Source organism: Bradyrhizobium sp. 62, assembly GCF_023073035.1.
In the GTDB taxonomy this organism is placed as follows: Bacteria; Pseudomonadota; Alphaproteobacteria; order Rhizobiales; family Xanthobacteraceae; genus Bradyrhizobium.
This window is the reverse complement of the sequence record NZ_JADPIT010000015.1, coordinates 464,780-479,560: the sequence shown is the minus strand read 5'-3', so window position 1 is coordinate 479,560 and position 14,781 is coordinate 464,780. Positions and strand designations below refer to the sequence as shown.

Here is a 14,781-nt window from a genome sequence, read left to right as displayed (position 1 = left end):
GGAAGCCCATGGTCCAGGGAAAATTCTTGGGGTCCCCGAACTTGGTGCCGCCGGAGGCGACGAAGAGCTGCGGCACCTTCTTGGAATTCATGTATTTCATGATCGCGGAGTTCGAAGGCGTGCCGAGCGGCTGGAAGATCAGCAACACCTCGTCGCTCTCGACCAGCTTGCGCGCCTGCTCGATCGCCTTTGGCGGCGAATAGGCGTCGTCATAGCTGATGAAATTGATCTTGCGCCCGTTGATGCCGCCCTGATCGTTGATCATCTTGAAGAACGCGGCCTCGGTCTTGCCGATCACGCCATAGGACGATGCCGGCCCGCTATAGGGCATGATATTGCCGAGCTTGATGTCGGTATCGGTGGCGCCGGGATCGTATTTCTTCTGCGCCAGAGCTGATGTTGCCGCCAACACTGCGGCAGCAAGCATGGCGACGGCAGCAAGGTTATTGCGACGACCCGGCATCGTTCTCTCCCCTGTATTTTATAGTCTTGTTTTGCTGGGAGTGTCGCAAGGTGGCTCTCGGCTGGCAAGCGCCGCGATTTTCCGCGAGGTGAAACGGCGGCTCTGGAACTATGTGCCGCGCCGCAGCAGGTTCAGAACGCGCCCATCAATCACCAGCAACGCGCTGCCGATCACGATCGCGCCCGCGATCTCACGCATGGAGATCGGCTCGCCCAGCACAAGCCATCCCAGAAGAATGGCGGTGACGGGAATGAGAAGCGTCACCAGCATCACATTGGTCGCGCCGGAGCGCCGCAGGATCTGGAAGAAGACGATATAGGCGAGCGCTGTCGACAAGCCGGCAAGGCCAAGCACCGCGAGCCATGTCGTGAGGCCCGGCATCGGCAGACGCCACGGCTGCTCCGTTGCGCCCGCGACCAGCGCCATCATCACCGTCGACGCCATGAGTTGGAAGCTTGCCGTCCCCAGCGGAGCCGAGTCCTTCAACAGCCGCCGCGCCGCCAGCGCCGCAAAGCCATAGCTGAAGGCGCCGCCGAGGCAGAGCAGGATGCCGAACCCCTGCCCTACCCGCGTCTCAACGCCCCATCCGCGCAGGACGACCACGCCGGCGAGGCCCAGTGCTACGCCGGCGAAGCGGCGGAGCCGTAAGGCCTCTTCGCCCGCCGCGGCCATCACGATCACCGTGAACAGCGGCGTGGTGGCATTCAGGACCGACGCCAGCCCGCTTGGAATGAAAGTCTGGCCGATCACGATCAACGAGAACGGGATGACATTGCTGAAGAGCCCAATCGCCACGAACGGCTTCCAGCCCGTCACACCCTTGGGAAAGCCGACGCGCTGGATATGGAGCAGCGGCAGCAGAATGGCCGCGCCAAGTGCAACGCGCATAAACACCAGCGTGAGCGGCGGCAATTCCAGCAGCGCAGCGCCGTTGAAGAAGAACGAGCCGCCCCAGAGCACCGAGAGCACAGCGAGCAGCGACCAGTCGCGCGCGTCGATACGGTTGTCGTTCGGGGACATGGCGTCTCACATCGGTAGGCGAGACAGCCACCTAGGACAACGCGGCAAACAGCGCCACCCGATTTCCGATGACGCACCCGTTTACAAGGCCGATGCTCGAAGGGGGGCGAACGAGGCTGCCCCGCGTCGATGTGATCGGCTACGATGGCTTCTTCGGTCGCGACACCAGCTCGATCATCTTGCCTTCGTCGTCGTCAGGCATCGCGGCCTTCGCTTGCGCGTAGGCCTCGACCGCGGCTCGCGCGACCAGCGGCTTGTCGGCCAGCAGGCTCTCGGCGAGCTTCACCGCGTAGGCGGCATCCTTGTGCCGCAGTGCCGCCGTGAACGTTGCGCCGGAAAAATCGCGGGCGACCATGCGCTTGGAGTGGCGCTGCACCTGCGGGCTCGCGGCGACGCCAGCCTGAATCGAGTCCAGCACGAGATTCATGTCGAGCCCGGCCTGCTCGGCGATGGCAAGCCCCTCGGCGAGGCCGGCGATCTGGATCGCACCCATCAGATTGTTGACGAGCTTGTAGACGGTGCCGGTGCCGACCGCGCCGAAATGCCGGATGGTCGAGCCGATCGGTGTCAGATAGGGCCGCGCGCGTTCGAGATCGGCCGCATCGGCGCCAACGAGCAGCGTCAGCTTTCCGCTCGCGGCCGCATCCGGCAATCCGGTCACGGGGCAATCGATATAGATCAGACCGCGCGCATTCATTTCGCGGCCCATCTCGCGCGCATGGTCATAGGAGACGGTGGAGCATTCGATCGCGATGGTGCCGGCCTTCGCCGTCTTGGCTGCGCCCTTGGGGCCGAGCCAGACTGCGCGCGAGGCCTCGTCATCGGCGACCATGGTCACGACCGCGTCGGCGTCGATCGCCGCGTCCTCGGGCGAGGTCGCCCACAGCGCGCCGCGCGCGATCAGGTCTTCCGCTTTTGTTTTGCTGCGATTCCACAGCGTTACCGTAAAACCGGCATCGAGATAGCGGCCGGCCATGCCATGGCCCATCCGTCCAAGCCCGATGAAGGCGATGCGGAGCATCAGTCGACGTCCTCGATGTCGGCGCCGGGAGTGCCGAAGGCGCGCTGCGCCAGGGTTGCGGCCATGAACTCGTCGAGATCGCCCCCGAGCACGCCTGAGGTGTCCGAGGTCTGCACACCCGTGCGCAGGTCCTTCACCATCTGGTAGGGCTGCAGCACGTAGGAGCGGATCTGGTGGCCCCAGCCGATGTCGGTCTTGGCGGCCTGGTCGGCGGCGGCCTTCTCCTCGCGCCGCTTCAGCTCGATCTGGTAAAGCCGGGCGCGCAGCATGTCCCAGGCCTGCGCCTTGTTCTTGTGCTGCGAGCGGCCGGCCTGGCAGACCACGGCGACGCCGGTCGGGATATGCGTCAGTCGTACCGCGGATTCGGTCTTGTTGACGGGCTGGCCGCCGGCACCACCAGAGCGCATGGTGTCGACGCGAACGTCGGATTCCTTGATGTCGATCTTGATGGTGTCGTCGATCACGGGAAACACGGCTACGGATGAGAACGAGGTGTGCCGCCGCGCGTTTGAATCGAATGGAGAGATCCGCACCAGGCGGTGCACGCCCGCCTCGGTCTTGAGCCAGCCATAGGCATTGTGACCGGAGACCTGGATGGTCGCGGACTTGATGCCGGCCTCTTCGCCCTCGGACTCTTCCAGCATCTCGACCTTGAAGCCGCGGGTTTCGGCCCAGCGCGAGTACATGCGGAGCAGCATCTGCGCCCAGTCCTGGCTCTCGGTGCCACCGGCGCCGGCATGCACTTCGAGATAGGAATCGAAACTATCGGCCTCGCCCGACAGCAGCGCCTCGAGCTCGCGCCGGGCGACTTCCTTCTTGAGGGTCTTCAGCGCGGCTTCGGCTTCCTTGACGACGCCCTCATCGCCCTCGGCTTCCCCGAGTTCGATCATGCCGATGTCGTCTTCGAGCTCCTGCTCGACCTTGCCGATGCCGGAGAGTGCATCCTCAAGCGAGGTGCGCTCCTGCATCAATTTCTGGGCTTTCTGGGGATCGTTCCAGAGGTTGGGATCTTCTGCGAGCTTGTTCAGCTCAGCGAGGCGCGCCGTCGATTTCTCGACGTCAAAGATGCCTCCTCAGCAGCCCGACAGACTGCTTGATCTCTTCTACCAACCGTTCGATTTCGGCGCGCATGTGCTTCTCTGGTCTCGCGGGATTGTTCCGCATCTCGTTGCAACGGGATGTAGCGGCGGCGGCTGCAAAGCGCAACCGCCGCGGCGAAGAACGCCTTTATTGTCCTAAGCCCTAGTACAGCCCGCCGGTGCCCGGCCGCATGAAGAAACCGGAATCCGGCTGCTGCTGCTGTGACGCCGGCATGCGGCCGTCGGCATCGGCAACGCCGATGACCGAATAATTATCCGGCGGCGCCGTGCCCGGCTTGAAGGCTTCGAGGATTGTTCCGCCGGTCTCGCCTGGACCGGCGCGCATGCCAGACTTGGCGACGACCCGCACCAGCTTGATGCCGGCCGGCACCTTGAACGGGACCGCCGGCTTGTCGGCGAGCGCGAGCTGGAGGAAGTCGCGTGCGATGGGAGCCGCCAGATGGCCGCCGGTCGCGGCGTTACCCTTGCCGAGCGGACGCGGCTTGTCGTAGCCCATATAGATGGCAACGGCGACGTCGGGCGAGAAGCCGACGAACCAGGCGTCCTTGGCCTCGTTGGTGGTGCCGGTCTTGCCGGCGATCGGCTTGCCGACCTGCTTGACCACGGTCGCGGTACCAGCCTGGACCACGCCTTCCATCAGCTCTGTGATCTGATAGGCGGTCATGGAATCCAGCACCTGCTCGCGGCGGTCGATCAGCTGCGGCTCGTTCTGGTTCTTCCAACCACCCGGCGCGTCGCAGCCGCGGCATTCGCGCTGGTCGTGCTTGAAGATGGTGTGGCCGTAGCGATCCTGGATCCGGTCGATCAGAGTCGGCTTCACCCGGCGGCCGCCATTGGCGAGCATCGAATAGGCCGTGACCATGCGCATCGCCGTGGTCTCGCCGGCGCCGAGCGCGTAGGAGAGATAGTTCGGCAGTTCGTCATAAACGCCGAAGCGGCGGGCATATTCGCCGATCAGGGGCATGCCGATGTCCTGGGCGAGGCGCACCGTCACCGTGTTGAGCGACTGCCGCAGCGCATTGCGCAGCGTCACCGGCCCCTGGAATTTGCCCGAGGAGAAGTTTTCAGGCCGCCACACGCCGGCGCCCTGGCCCTGGTCGATTTCGATCGGAGCGTCGAGCACGACAGTCGAGGGCGTATAGCCGTTGTCGAGCGCGGCCGAATAGACGATCGGCTTGAACGACGAACCGGGCTGCCGATAGGCCTGCGTGGCGCGGTTGAACTGGCTCTGGTCGAACGAGAAGCCACCGACCATTGCCAGCACGCGGCCGGTCCAGGGGTCCATCACCACCATCGCGCCGGACACTTCGGGAATCTGGCGCAGCCGGTACTGGCCCTCGACAGGCTGGGCGTCCTTGTACAGCGGATCGGCGTAGATCACGTCGCCGGGCTGAAGCACTTGCGACACCGCGCTCGCCGCCCTGCCCTTCGCAGCCCCGGACGCCGCTCTTGCCCATTTGATGCCATCGAGCGTGATGAGGCCGGTCTCGCGCTGCTTGCTAATGGCGCCGCCGAGTTCGCGACTCGGCTGGAAGCCGATGCGCGCCGACTGATCGCTGGTCTCCAGCACCACCGCCATGCGCCACGGCGAGATATCGGACAGAGACTTGATCTCGGCGAGCTTCACGCCCCAGTCGCCCGAAATGTCGAGCTTGCTGATGGCACCGCGATAGCCTTGCTGCTCGTCATAGTTCACGAGACCGGCGACCATAGTCTTGCGCGCCATGACCTGAATCTTCGGATCGAGCGTGGTGCGGACCGAGAGACCGCCCTCGTACAGCTTCTTCTCGCCATAGCGCTCGAAGATGTCGCGGCGCACTTCCTCGGCGAAATACTCGCCGGCGAAGGTGTGGGCGCCGTTGGAACGGCTGGTCACGGCCAGCGGCTCCTTGCGCGCCTTGTCGGCGTCGGCCTGCTTGACCCAGCCGTTCTCAACCAGACGATCGATCACGTAGTTGCGGCGCTCGATGGCGCGGTCGCGGTTGCGAACGGGATGCAGGGTCGCGGGCATCTTCGGCAGCGCCGCCAGATAGGACGCCTCCGCCACCGTCAGCTCGTTCACCGACTTGTCGAAATAAACCAGCGACGCGGCCGCGATGCCGTAGGCACCGAGGCCCAGATAGATTTCATTCAGATACAGCTCGAGGATCTTGTCCTTCGAGTAGGTCTTCTCGATCCGCATCGCCAGCAAGGCTTCCTTGATCTTGCGGGCGAAGGAGACTTCGTTGGTCAGAAGGAAGTTCTTGGCGACCTGCTGGGTGATCGTGGAAGCGCCCTGCGGGCGGCGATTGGAGCCGTAATTCTGGATGTAGACAACGCCGGCGCGCGCCATGCCGGTGTAGTCGATGCCGCCATGCTCGTAGAAATTCTTGTCCTCGGCCGCGAGGAAAGCGTTGATCACGAGCTTCGGCACCGCCTGGATCGGCAGGTAAAGCCGCCGCTCCTTGGCGTATTCGCCGAGCAGCGAGCCGTCGGTCGCGTGCACGCGGGTCATCACCGGCGGCTCGTAATCCTGAAGCTGAGAGTAGTCCGGCAAGTCCTTGGAGAAATGCCAGATCAGGCCTGCGATGGCACCGACCCCGACAAGGAACAACACCGTTCCCGCGGCGAACAGGAAGCCCATGAACCGCACCAGCAAGCGCATTATCTGTTTATCCGTTCAAACTCTGGATCAGCCCAAGACCAGCTTAAGATCAGCCCTTGGCACCGAAAACAGGCACCAAACCATCGCGAATTCACCGGCCTTACTCAATACTATCAGTGCCGGACCCAAGACGCTTGCCGAGCGGGATTCTCGCCGATTCCGGAACCCCCTGCGGCGTTTTTATAAAGCGCCCGCTGTGGCCAAACTAGGGCTTTTGCGGCGGGACGGAAAATCACTCTCAATTCGACGATCCCCGGGTCGTCAATATGACGACCCCGGTCGTCAGTTCGACGATCCCCGGTCGTCAATTGGACGATCCGGCCGTGGCCATCCGCTTGGCCAAAAACCCGTCGATGGCCTGCGCCATCGAGCCCACCGCACGCGAACGCCATCCCTCGGAGACCAGATGCTCGAGGTCGCCCTTGTTGGAGACGTAGCCGATCTCGACCAGGACCGACGGCACGTCGGGCGCCTTTAGCACCCGGAAGCCAGCCGACTTCAGGGGATGCTTGTGCATGCGCACCGTCGACTTCATTTCGCCCATCAACAGGCGGGCAAAACGACTTGAAAAGGTGCGGGTTTCCCGCTGGGTAAGATCGATCAGGATGTCGGCGACATCGGTCGGCTCCTCCGCGAGGTTGAAGCCGGCGATGGCGTCGGCCCGGTTTTCCGCATCCGCCAGCCGCTGCGCCTCGGCGTCTGATGCCTTGTCGGATAATGTGTAGATAGTCGCGCCCTGCGCATCGCCCTCGGCGCGCGGCAGCGCGTCGGCATGGATAGAGACGAACAACGCCGCCTTGAGGTTGCGGGCGACTTTGACCCGGTCGTTGAGCGGGATGAATGTGTCGTCGTCTCGGGTCATCACCACGCGATATTTGCCGGTTTTTTCCAGCCGTTCGCGCAGCGCCAGGCCGAAGGCCAGCACCAGATTCTTCTCGCTCTCGCCGCTCGACTGCGTGCCGTTGTCGATCCCGCCATGGCCGGGATCGATGACGACCACCGCGCGGCCATCGGCCTTCTGCCCGGCTTCAGGGTGCGCAGATGCCGGAACCGTCGCGGGCGGCGGATCGGCAATTGCCGGCCGCAGCTCAGGGCGGTTTTCCGGAGCTAACGACGCCACGAAGGCGGTGCGCTCGACCTCCTCCAGTTCGAGCACCAGCCGCGCCGGCTGACCGTTGGCAGCCTCCACCACGTAGGAATTGGCGATCTTGGCCGGGCCGGTCAGGTCGAACACGATTCGGGAGCCGCCGGGCATCACCAGCCCATAGCGGAAGGCCTTGACCAGTCCGCGTCCGCCGGAACCGGTGCCGGCGGGAAGTTGAAAATTAAGCTGGGGCACGTCGACCACCACCCGGTACGGGTCAGCCAGGGTGACGGCGCGGAAGGTCACGGTCTGGTCGATGTCGAGGACAAAGCGCGTTTGCCGGCCGTCGCCGGCCAGCCGGGCGGCCGAGGCCGTCGGGAAATTCGCTGATGCAACAGGGAGTTGAGGCTGACTTTCCGCAGCCTTCAGGCGCGAGGAATCAGCACACGGCAATGCCGCCGCGCAGAGCAGCACGCATCCCAGCAGGATCCTTTGATTTGCGCGGCTCGCCACCGATTCCGTGCCTCCGAGCAGCCTCTTTAACGCAATAGAACCACAGGGTTAAACGATCCTTAATGACGGACACGCGAAACTCGCTGACTGTGACCGCCGTGCGACGCTCCTTGCACGAATGGCCCAATCCACGTATGTACGGAATGCTGACGGCCGATATTTTCGGTTGTGTCGCATTCAGCCTCCCGGTGCAGCGCCGGAACTCTCAAGGTTTGGGAATTCCAGCGTTTTTCCGTTCCCCTCTAAGTCCAGCGCGGTGCGCGGCAGCGAGGTGGACGGGGCAAGCCCCGGCGGCGGACGGTCCCCGGTTACCACCACGTTTCCGGGACGGTTCTGACAGCGGCGCGACCCGTTACCCGGTCCCTTAATCCAAGGGAACGGTTCGTAATACCCAAGGCGAGCGCGCTCGCGCCATGCCTGGCCAACAGCAACTGATTGAGGGGCGGCCCCGCCGCCCAATGTTTCATACGGGCCGACGCTTGATGCGCCAGACTGTGCCGACCAATTCCGAAGGACCATTCGCGACGCTGCGGAGTGAAAATTCCGCGCGCCGCTTTGGTCCTCCGGCTTCCGGTTCGGCAAGGCGCGAGAGACGGCGTTTCGGCCTTCCCCTCACCCCCGAATCAGGTGGACCGTCGCGTCACCCGGCAGCGCTGATGGCGCCCACGGTGAATCGCGCCCGCCGCCGCCAAGAGTTAAGATATGCCCAACAAGATGTTGATCGATGCCACCCACCCGGAAGAGACCCGGGTCGTCGTGGTCCGCGGCAATCGCGTCGAAGAGTTTGATTTCGAGACCGCGCAACGCAAGCAACTGCGCGGGAATATCTACCTCGCCAAGGTCACAAGGGTCGAACCCTCGCTCCAGGCCGCTTTCGTCGAATATGGCGGCAACCGCCACGGCTTCCTCGCCTTCAGCGAAATCCATCCCGACTACTACCAGATCCCGGTTGCCGACCGGCAGGCGCTGATCGAAGCCGAGGAGCAGGCCCATCGCGAGGCCGAGGAAGAGAGCGAGAACCGCTCCCAGGGTCGCCGTCGCTCCCGCCACCGCAATTCCCGCCGTCGTAGTCATGGCGAGCGCGTCCGCAGCGACGTCGTCGAAGGCAGCGATCCCGCGGCCCGGCAGGTCCAGGGCGAGGCCCTGCCCGAGGGCGCGTCGCACGAGGGCGAGCACCTGCACGCCGGCGCAGAGCATCACGGCGAGCACGAAGGCCACGATCATCATGATCACGGCCACGAAGCACATGACCACGAAGGGCATGACCACGACGACCATCATCATGCCCATGGTGACGATCATCACGCCCATGATCATCACGAGCACGATCATCATGGCGAGCACGACCACCACGACCATGATCATGCCGACGAGACACCGGCGCCTGTCGCAGCGATCGCCGCCGAGCCCGCGGTCGCCACCGAGGCCGTTGCCGAGCCGCAGGAGGTTGCCTCCGACGCACACGCCGACGACCTTGCCGAGGCCGTGACATCGGCTGCTGAGCCTGCCGACGCCGTGTACGCCGCAGGCGAGAGTGCGGAGCCTCCGCATCACGAATTCGAAGCCACGGCCGAGGATGACGACGAAGACGAGGACGACGAGGAAGCCGAAGAGGACGTCGTTGAATCCGTCGGCGGCGACGATGTGCTGGAGGAAGTGCCGGAGCGCACTTTCCGTCCCCGCCGCCAGTACAAGATCCAGGAAGTCATCAAGCGCCGCCAGGTGATGCTGGTGCAGGTCGTCAAGGAAGAGCGCGGCAACAAGGGCGCGGCGCTGACGACCTACCTCTCGCTCGCCGGCCGTTATGCCGTCTTGATGCCGAACACCGCGCGCGGCGGCGGCATCAGCCGCAAGATCACGAGCGCGCAGGACCGTTCGCGCCTGAAGGAAGTGGTGCAGGATCTCGACGTGCCCGAGGGCATGGGGATCATTCTGCGCACCGCGGGTGCCGCCCGCACCAAGCCCGAGATCAAGCGCGATTTCGAGTACCTGATCCGGATGTGGGAGACGGTGCGCGACATGACGCTGAAGTCGCAGGCCCCGACCCTCGTCTACGAGGAAGGCTCGCTGATCAAGCGCTCGCTGCGCGACCTCTACAACAAGGAGATCGACGAGATCTCAGTTGCCGGTGAATCCGGTTACCGCGAAGCGCGCGACTTCATGAAGATGCTGATGCCCGCCAATGTGAGCGCGGTGAAGCAATATCGCGACGGCCAGCCGCTGTTCTCGCGCATGGGCGTCGAAAGCCAGCTGGATGCGATGTTCTCGCCGACCGTGCAGCTGCGCTCCGGCGGCTACATCGTGATCAACCAGACCGAAGCGCTGGTCTCGATCGACGTCAACTCCGGTCGTTCGACGCGCGAGCATCATATCGAAGACACCGCGCTCAAGACCAATCTTGAGGCCTCCGAGGAGGTTGCGCGTCAGCTTCGGTTGCGCGACCTCGCCGGCCTGATCGTCATCGACTTCATCGACATGGACGAGAAGCGCAACAACCGCGCGGTCGAACGCAAGATGTCCGATTGCCTCCGGCAGGACCGCGCGCGCATCCAGGTCGGACGCATCTCGCATTTCGGCCTGCTCGAGATGTCGCGCCAGCGCATCCGCGCCAGCGTGCTGGAGTCCTCGACCGATCCCTGCACGCATTGCGGCGGCACCGGCCATGTGCGCTCGGTGTCCTCGGTTGCGCTCCAATTGCTGCGCGGCCTCGAAGAGATCCTGATGAAGGGCGCGACCCACAATCTGGTGGTCCGCACCCGCACCGACGTCGCGCTCTATGTGCTGAACCATAAGCGCGGCCATCTGCGCGACCTCGAGAACGGCTTCAAGGTCACGTTGGCGGTCATCGCCGATCCGAGCGTCAACGGACCTCAGGCCTATGTCATCGACCGCGGCGAGCAGGTGCATACGCTGGAAGCCGCCAAGGCTCTGCTGGCGGCGCAGGCGGCCGCAAGCCCGCCGCCCCTGGTCGAAGAGGCTTATGACGACGAGGAATTCGATCCCGAGACCGAATCCGAGGTCGAGACCGAGGAGACCGAAGGTCTCGCCGAGGAGCAGACCGCAGGCGAGCAGACCGCAGGCGACGCTACCGAGCAGGACAGCCAGCGCCGCAAGCGTCGCCGTCGTCGCCGCGGTCGCGGTGGCCCGCGCGACGAGGAGACGCGCGAGGATGGCGCTGCCGCTCTTGCCGAGACGGCCATGGCGGCCGGCGAAGGCGAAGAGGATGCCGAGGCCGAGCCGGACGGCGAGGAAGGCGAGGACCAGGCAGCCCGTGGCGAGCAGCAGGGCAGCGCGGACCGCCGCCGCCGGCGTGGTCGCCGTGGCGGACGCCGCCGGCGTGGTCCTGGCGAGGAAGGTCTCGCCGGCTCCATCGGCGACGAGCTCGCGGCCAATGCGCCGTCGGAAGCGACCGACGCAGTCGCCGATTTCGACGGTTTCAGCGGCGAGGCTGCGCCCTCGATCGCGCAGGCCGAGCACACCTCGCAGCCGCAGGTCACCCAGCCAGAGCCGCGCGCCGCGGCAAAGATCGAGGCAAGCATCGAGGCAGCGGCCCGGCCTGAGCCGGCTCCTGCTGCCGCGGACGAAGAGAACGCCGACGACAAGGCCTCACGACGCCGTTCGACGGTTCGGGAAAAGGTGAGCTTCCTGTCGAGCAGCCAGAGTGAACCGGCGCCGGTTGCTCAGGCGCCCGAGCCGGTTGCCCCGCCCGCACCGGCTCCGGAGCCCGCGCCCGCAGCGGCAAGCGAAACGTCGGCCGCACCGCGTCGTGCCGGCTGGTGGTCGCGCCGCTTCGGCGGCGGCGAATAAAGCGAACAAAACTGTTGAAACCGCCCGGCCAAACCGGGCGGTTTTGATTTGCGAGGTCAGTTCGATGCAAAGCGTGATCGTCCTCGGCGGCGGCATGATCGGCGTCAGCGCGGCGCTGCACCTCCAGCAGCGCGGCTGGTCCGTCACGCTGATCGACCGCAGGGAGCCGGGCCGCGAGACCAGCTACGGCAATGCCGGCATGATCCAGGCGGAAGCGGTGCGCCCCTATCCGATGCCGCGCGACCTCGCCACGCTCCTGAAGATCGCGACCGGACGCACCAACGACGTGCGTTACAGCCTGTCATCGCTTCATCTCCATATCGAGCCCCTGCTGCGGTATTGGTGGCATTCGGCGCCGAAGCGGCATCGCGAAGCGATCGACGCCTGGGCACGGCTGATCGCCTACGCGACGGCGGAGCACGACATCCTCATTCGCGAAGCCCACGCCGACAATCTGATCCGCCGCGCGGGATACCGGCACCTGCATCGCGACGCAGCTTCGTTCGATCTCGCTGTCAAGGCGGCGGAAGAAGACCAGCGCGAATTCGGCGTGAGGTTTCGTACGCTCTCGGGCGCCGAGCTCGCCAAGGCCGAACCTGTCCTGCGCGACGACCTGCCCGGCGCGATCCATTGGCTCGACACCTGGACCGTGTCCGATCCCGGCGCGCTGGTCACGGCCTATGCCGATCTGTTCGAACGCCTCGGCGGCACCATCGTGCTAGGCGATGCCCAGAGCTTGCAGCAAACCGCGACCGGCTGGTCGGTCGGGACCGACGTTGGACGCATCGACGCCGCCCACGCCGTCGTGACGCTCGGGCCGTGGTCGCCGGATCTCCTGCTCAAATTCGGCTATCGCATCCCGCTGGTGCGCAAGCGCGGCTACCACATGCATTACAGCGGTGGCGCCTCGCTCGATCTGCCTCTGGTCGATAAAGCCGGTGGCTACGCCATGGGTCCGATGGCCAAAGGCATCCGCATCACCACCGGCGCGGAGCTGACCGGCCTGGACGCGCTCGCAACGCCCGTGCAGCTCGCCAGCGCGGAAGCCTCCGCGCGCGAGCTGATCGACCTCGGCAAGCGGGTCGAGCCCGATCCGTGGTTCGGCACCCGCCCCTGCACGCCCGACATGCTGCCGGTGCTCGGCCCCGCCCCACGCCATCCCGGCCTCTGGATGAACTTCGGCCACGGCCACCAGGGCTTTACGCTGGGACCCGCGACCGGGCGCCTGCTCGCCGAGATGATGAGCGGCGAAACGCCCGCGATCGATCCGACGCCGTACCGGCCGGAGCGATTCTAATTCGCAGTGTTGACGGCAAGCACCGCGCGCGCGTCGCCCGATGCAGGTTGAACGCGCGAGTTCGCAAATTCCGTCAGCCAGCGCGCTCGGCGAGAAGTGTCCTGATGCGTTCGGCATCATCAGGCGTCGCCGGATTGTAGACGACCATGCCGAGATCTGGCCTACCATCTACGGCAAAGGCCGAATATTCGAACGCGATCGGACCGAGCACGGGGTGGCGCAGATGCTTGACGCCTTCGCCATGGGCGCGGACGTCGTTGTCGCGCCATAGCGACGCGAATTCGGGGCTAAGGCGGCAGAGCTCATCGACGAAGTCGGCGACATGCGAGACGGCCCCGGCCCGCGCTGCATCCGCCCTGAAGGCGGCGACCACGAAGCGGGCCACACGGCCCCAGTCATGTTGCGCGGCGCGCACCCGCGGCTCGCAGAAGATCAACCGCAAGATGTTGCGTCGCTCCGGCGGGAGCTTGGCGTAATCGGTCAGCACGATGGTCGCGGCGCGATTCCAGGCAACGACGTCCCAGATTGCAGTTCTGATGATCGCCGGGCTGGTCTCCAGCGCGTCGAGCACGCGTTGCAGCCGCGGCGAGACGCCTTCGCTCGCCTGGTAGCGCACCTCGGGCGGGCGGCCGAGCCCGATCAGGAACAGGTGTTCACGCTCGACATCGGTCAGCATCAGCGCTCGCGCGATGCGGTCGAGCACATCGGGCGACGGCGCGCCGCCGCGGCCCTGCTCGAGCCAAGTGTACCAGGTCGGGCTGATATTGGCGCGCTGCGCCACCTCCTCGCGGCGCAGCCCGGGCGTGCGCCTGCGGCTACCCGCGAAGCCGAACGCGGCGGCATCGAGCCGGGTGCGGCGGTCCTTGAGGTAGGTCCCCAAGAGGTTCTCAGCTGTCGCGCTCTCGCTCATCCTGTTAGCAATCATACCCTGATAATGTCACTACTTTACCCGGATAATCCTAGCGCAGATGGTCGTCTCCACCAAGCCTGGAGATACTCATGCGTGTTTTCGTCACTGGCGCCACCGGCTTCGTCGGCTCCGCCGTCGTCCGCGACCTGATCGCCGCCGGCCACCGGGTCACGGGCCTCGCCCGCTCCGATGCGGGAGGCGCGGCGCTCGCCGCGATGGGCACCGATGTCCACCGCGGGTCGCTGGAGGATCACGCGTCGTTGCGCAGCGGCGCCGCCGCCTCCGACGGCGTCCTGCACCTCGGCTTCAACCACGACTTCTCGAAGTTTCTGGACAATTGCGAGCTCGACCGCGGCGCGATCCTGGCGATCGGCGAGGAGCTCAAGGGCTCCGGTCGCCCCCTCATCGTCACCTCCGGCGTCGCGCTGCTTGCGCCCGGCCGCCTCGCCACCGAGGACGATGTGTCGGCGCAGCGCTTTCCGCGCGTGTCGGAAGCGACCGCGCTGTCGCTGGCCGGCGTCCGCGCCGCCGTTGTGCGCCTTCCGCCCTCCACGCATGGCGAGGGCGACCACGGCTTCGTCCCGATCCTGATCAACCTCGCGCGCCAGAAAGGCGTATCGGCCTATGTCGGCGATGGCGGCAACCGCTGGCCCGCCGCGCACCGCATCGATGCCGCGCGCGTCTACCGGCTGGCGCTGGAGCAAGGCGCAACCGCAAAGCACTATCACGCGATCGCCGAGGAAGGCGTGCCGTTCAAGGCGATTGCGGAAGTGATCGGCCGGCGGCTGGGCGTGCCCGTGGTGTCCCAATCGCCCGAGGAAGCGGCCGCGCATTTCGGCTGGTTCGCACAGTTCGCGGCCGCCGACGTTCCGACCTCGAGCGCGAAGACGCGTGCTGCTCTCGGCTGGTCGCCCAAAGAAAA

The 14,781-nt window shown here is 65.6% G+C and carries 11 protein-coding genes; 3 read left to right on the top strand and 8 right to left on the bottom strand.

Going from position 1 to position 14,781, the window contains the following annotated elements; translation table 11 throughout:
- The 7 genes from IVB47_RS12650 to IVB47_RS35520 all read right to left on the bottom strand — a co-directional run.
- The coding region (locus IVB47_RS12650; protein WP_247461940.1) for an ABC transporter substrate-binding protein at positions 1 to 463 on the bottom strand (463 nt) is incomplete at its 3' end.
- A gap of 108 nt (positions 464 to 571) precedes the next feature.
- Entirely contained in the window at positions 572 to 1,483 is a 912-nt protein-coding gene (locus tag IVB47_RS12645; protein ID WP_247461938.1) for a DMT family transporter, read from the bottom strand.
- A gap of 139 nt (positions 1,484 to 1,622) precedes the next feature.
- Positions 1,623 to 2,504 carry an NAD(P)-dependent oxidoreductase gene (locus IVB47_RS12640; protein ID WP_247461935.1) on the bottom strand — a complete coding sequence of 294 codons (882 nt, stop codon included), beginning with the start codon at positions 2,502 to 2,504 and terminating at the stop codon, positions 1,623 to 1,625.
- A protein-coding gene (gene prfB, locus IVB47_RS12635; protein ID WP_247461934.1) for a peptide chain release factor 2 occupies positions 2,504 to 3,635 on the bottom strand; the annotation gives its coding sequence in 2 pieces (ribosomal slippage) (positions 2,504 to 3,565 and positions 3,567 to 3,635; 1,131 coding nt in all). The genes IVB47_RS12640 and prfB overlap by 1 nt, the downstream gene beginning before the upstream one ends.
- Before the next feature lie 111 nt (positions 3,636 to 3,746).
- A complete protein-coding gene (locus tag IVB47_RS12630; RefSeq protein WP_247286227.1) occupies positions 3,747 to 6,248 on the bottom strand; it encodes a penicillin-binding protein 1A in 2,502 nt (833 codons plus the stop codon).
- 304 nt (positions 6,249 to 6,552) lie between these two features.
- On the bottom strand, positions 6,553 to 7,845 hold the full coding sequence (locus IVB47_RS12625; RefSeq protein WP_247408631.1) for an N-acetylmuramoyl-L-alanine amidase: 1,293 nt from the start codon (positions 7,843 to 7,845) through the stop codon (positions 6,553 to 6,555).
- Positions 7,846 to 8,457: 612 nt separating this feature from the next.
- Complete coding sequence (locus IVB47_RS35520; RefSeq protein WP_346730793.1) at positions 8,458 to 9,210, bottom strand: hypothetical protein; 753 nt, start codon at positions 9,208 to 9,210, stop codon at positions 8,458 to 8,460.
- A gap of 120 nt (positions 9,211 to 9,330) precedes the next feature.
- Here IVB47_RS35520 and IVB47_RS12620 point away from each other — a divergent pair, with 120 nt between their 5' ends.
- Both IVB47_RS12620 and IVB47_RS12615 read left to right on the top strand, forming a co-directional pair.
- Complete coding sequence (locus IVB47_RS12620) at positions 9,331 to 11,652, top strand: ribonuclease E/G (RefSeq protein ID WP_346730792.1); 2,322 nt, start codon at positions 9,331 to 9,333, stop codon at positions 11,650 to 11,652.
- Positions 11,653 to 11,716: 64 nt separating this feature from the next.
- Complete coding sequence (locus IVB47_RS12615; RefSeq protein ID WP_247461928.1) at positions 11,717 to 12,949, top strand: FAD-dependent oxidoreductase; 1,233 nt, start codon at positions 11,717 to 11,719, stop codon at positions 12,947 to 12,949.
- 73 nt (positions 12,950 to 13,022) lie between these two features.
- On the opposite strand, the gene IVB47_RS12610 is transcribed toward IVB47_RS12615, so the two are convergent.
- The gene (locus IVB47_RS12610; protein WP_247408628.1) at positions 13,023 to 13,859 is read right to left on the bottom strand and encodes a helix-turn-helix transcriptional regulator; all 837 of its coding nucleotides are present in this window, start codon (positions 13,857 to 13,859) and stop codon (positions 13,023 to 13,025) included.
- Positions 13,860 to 13,948: 89 nt separating this feature from the next.
- On the opposite strand from IVB47_RS12610, the gene IVB47_RS12605 reads away from it, so the two are divergent.
- The coding region (locus IVB47_RS12605; protein ID WP_247461926.1) for an SDR family oxidoreductase at positions 13,949 to 14,781 on the top strand (833 nt) is incomplete at its 3' end.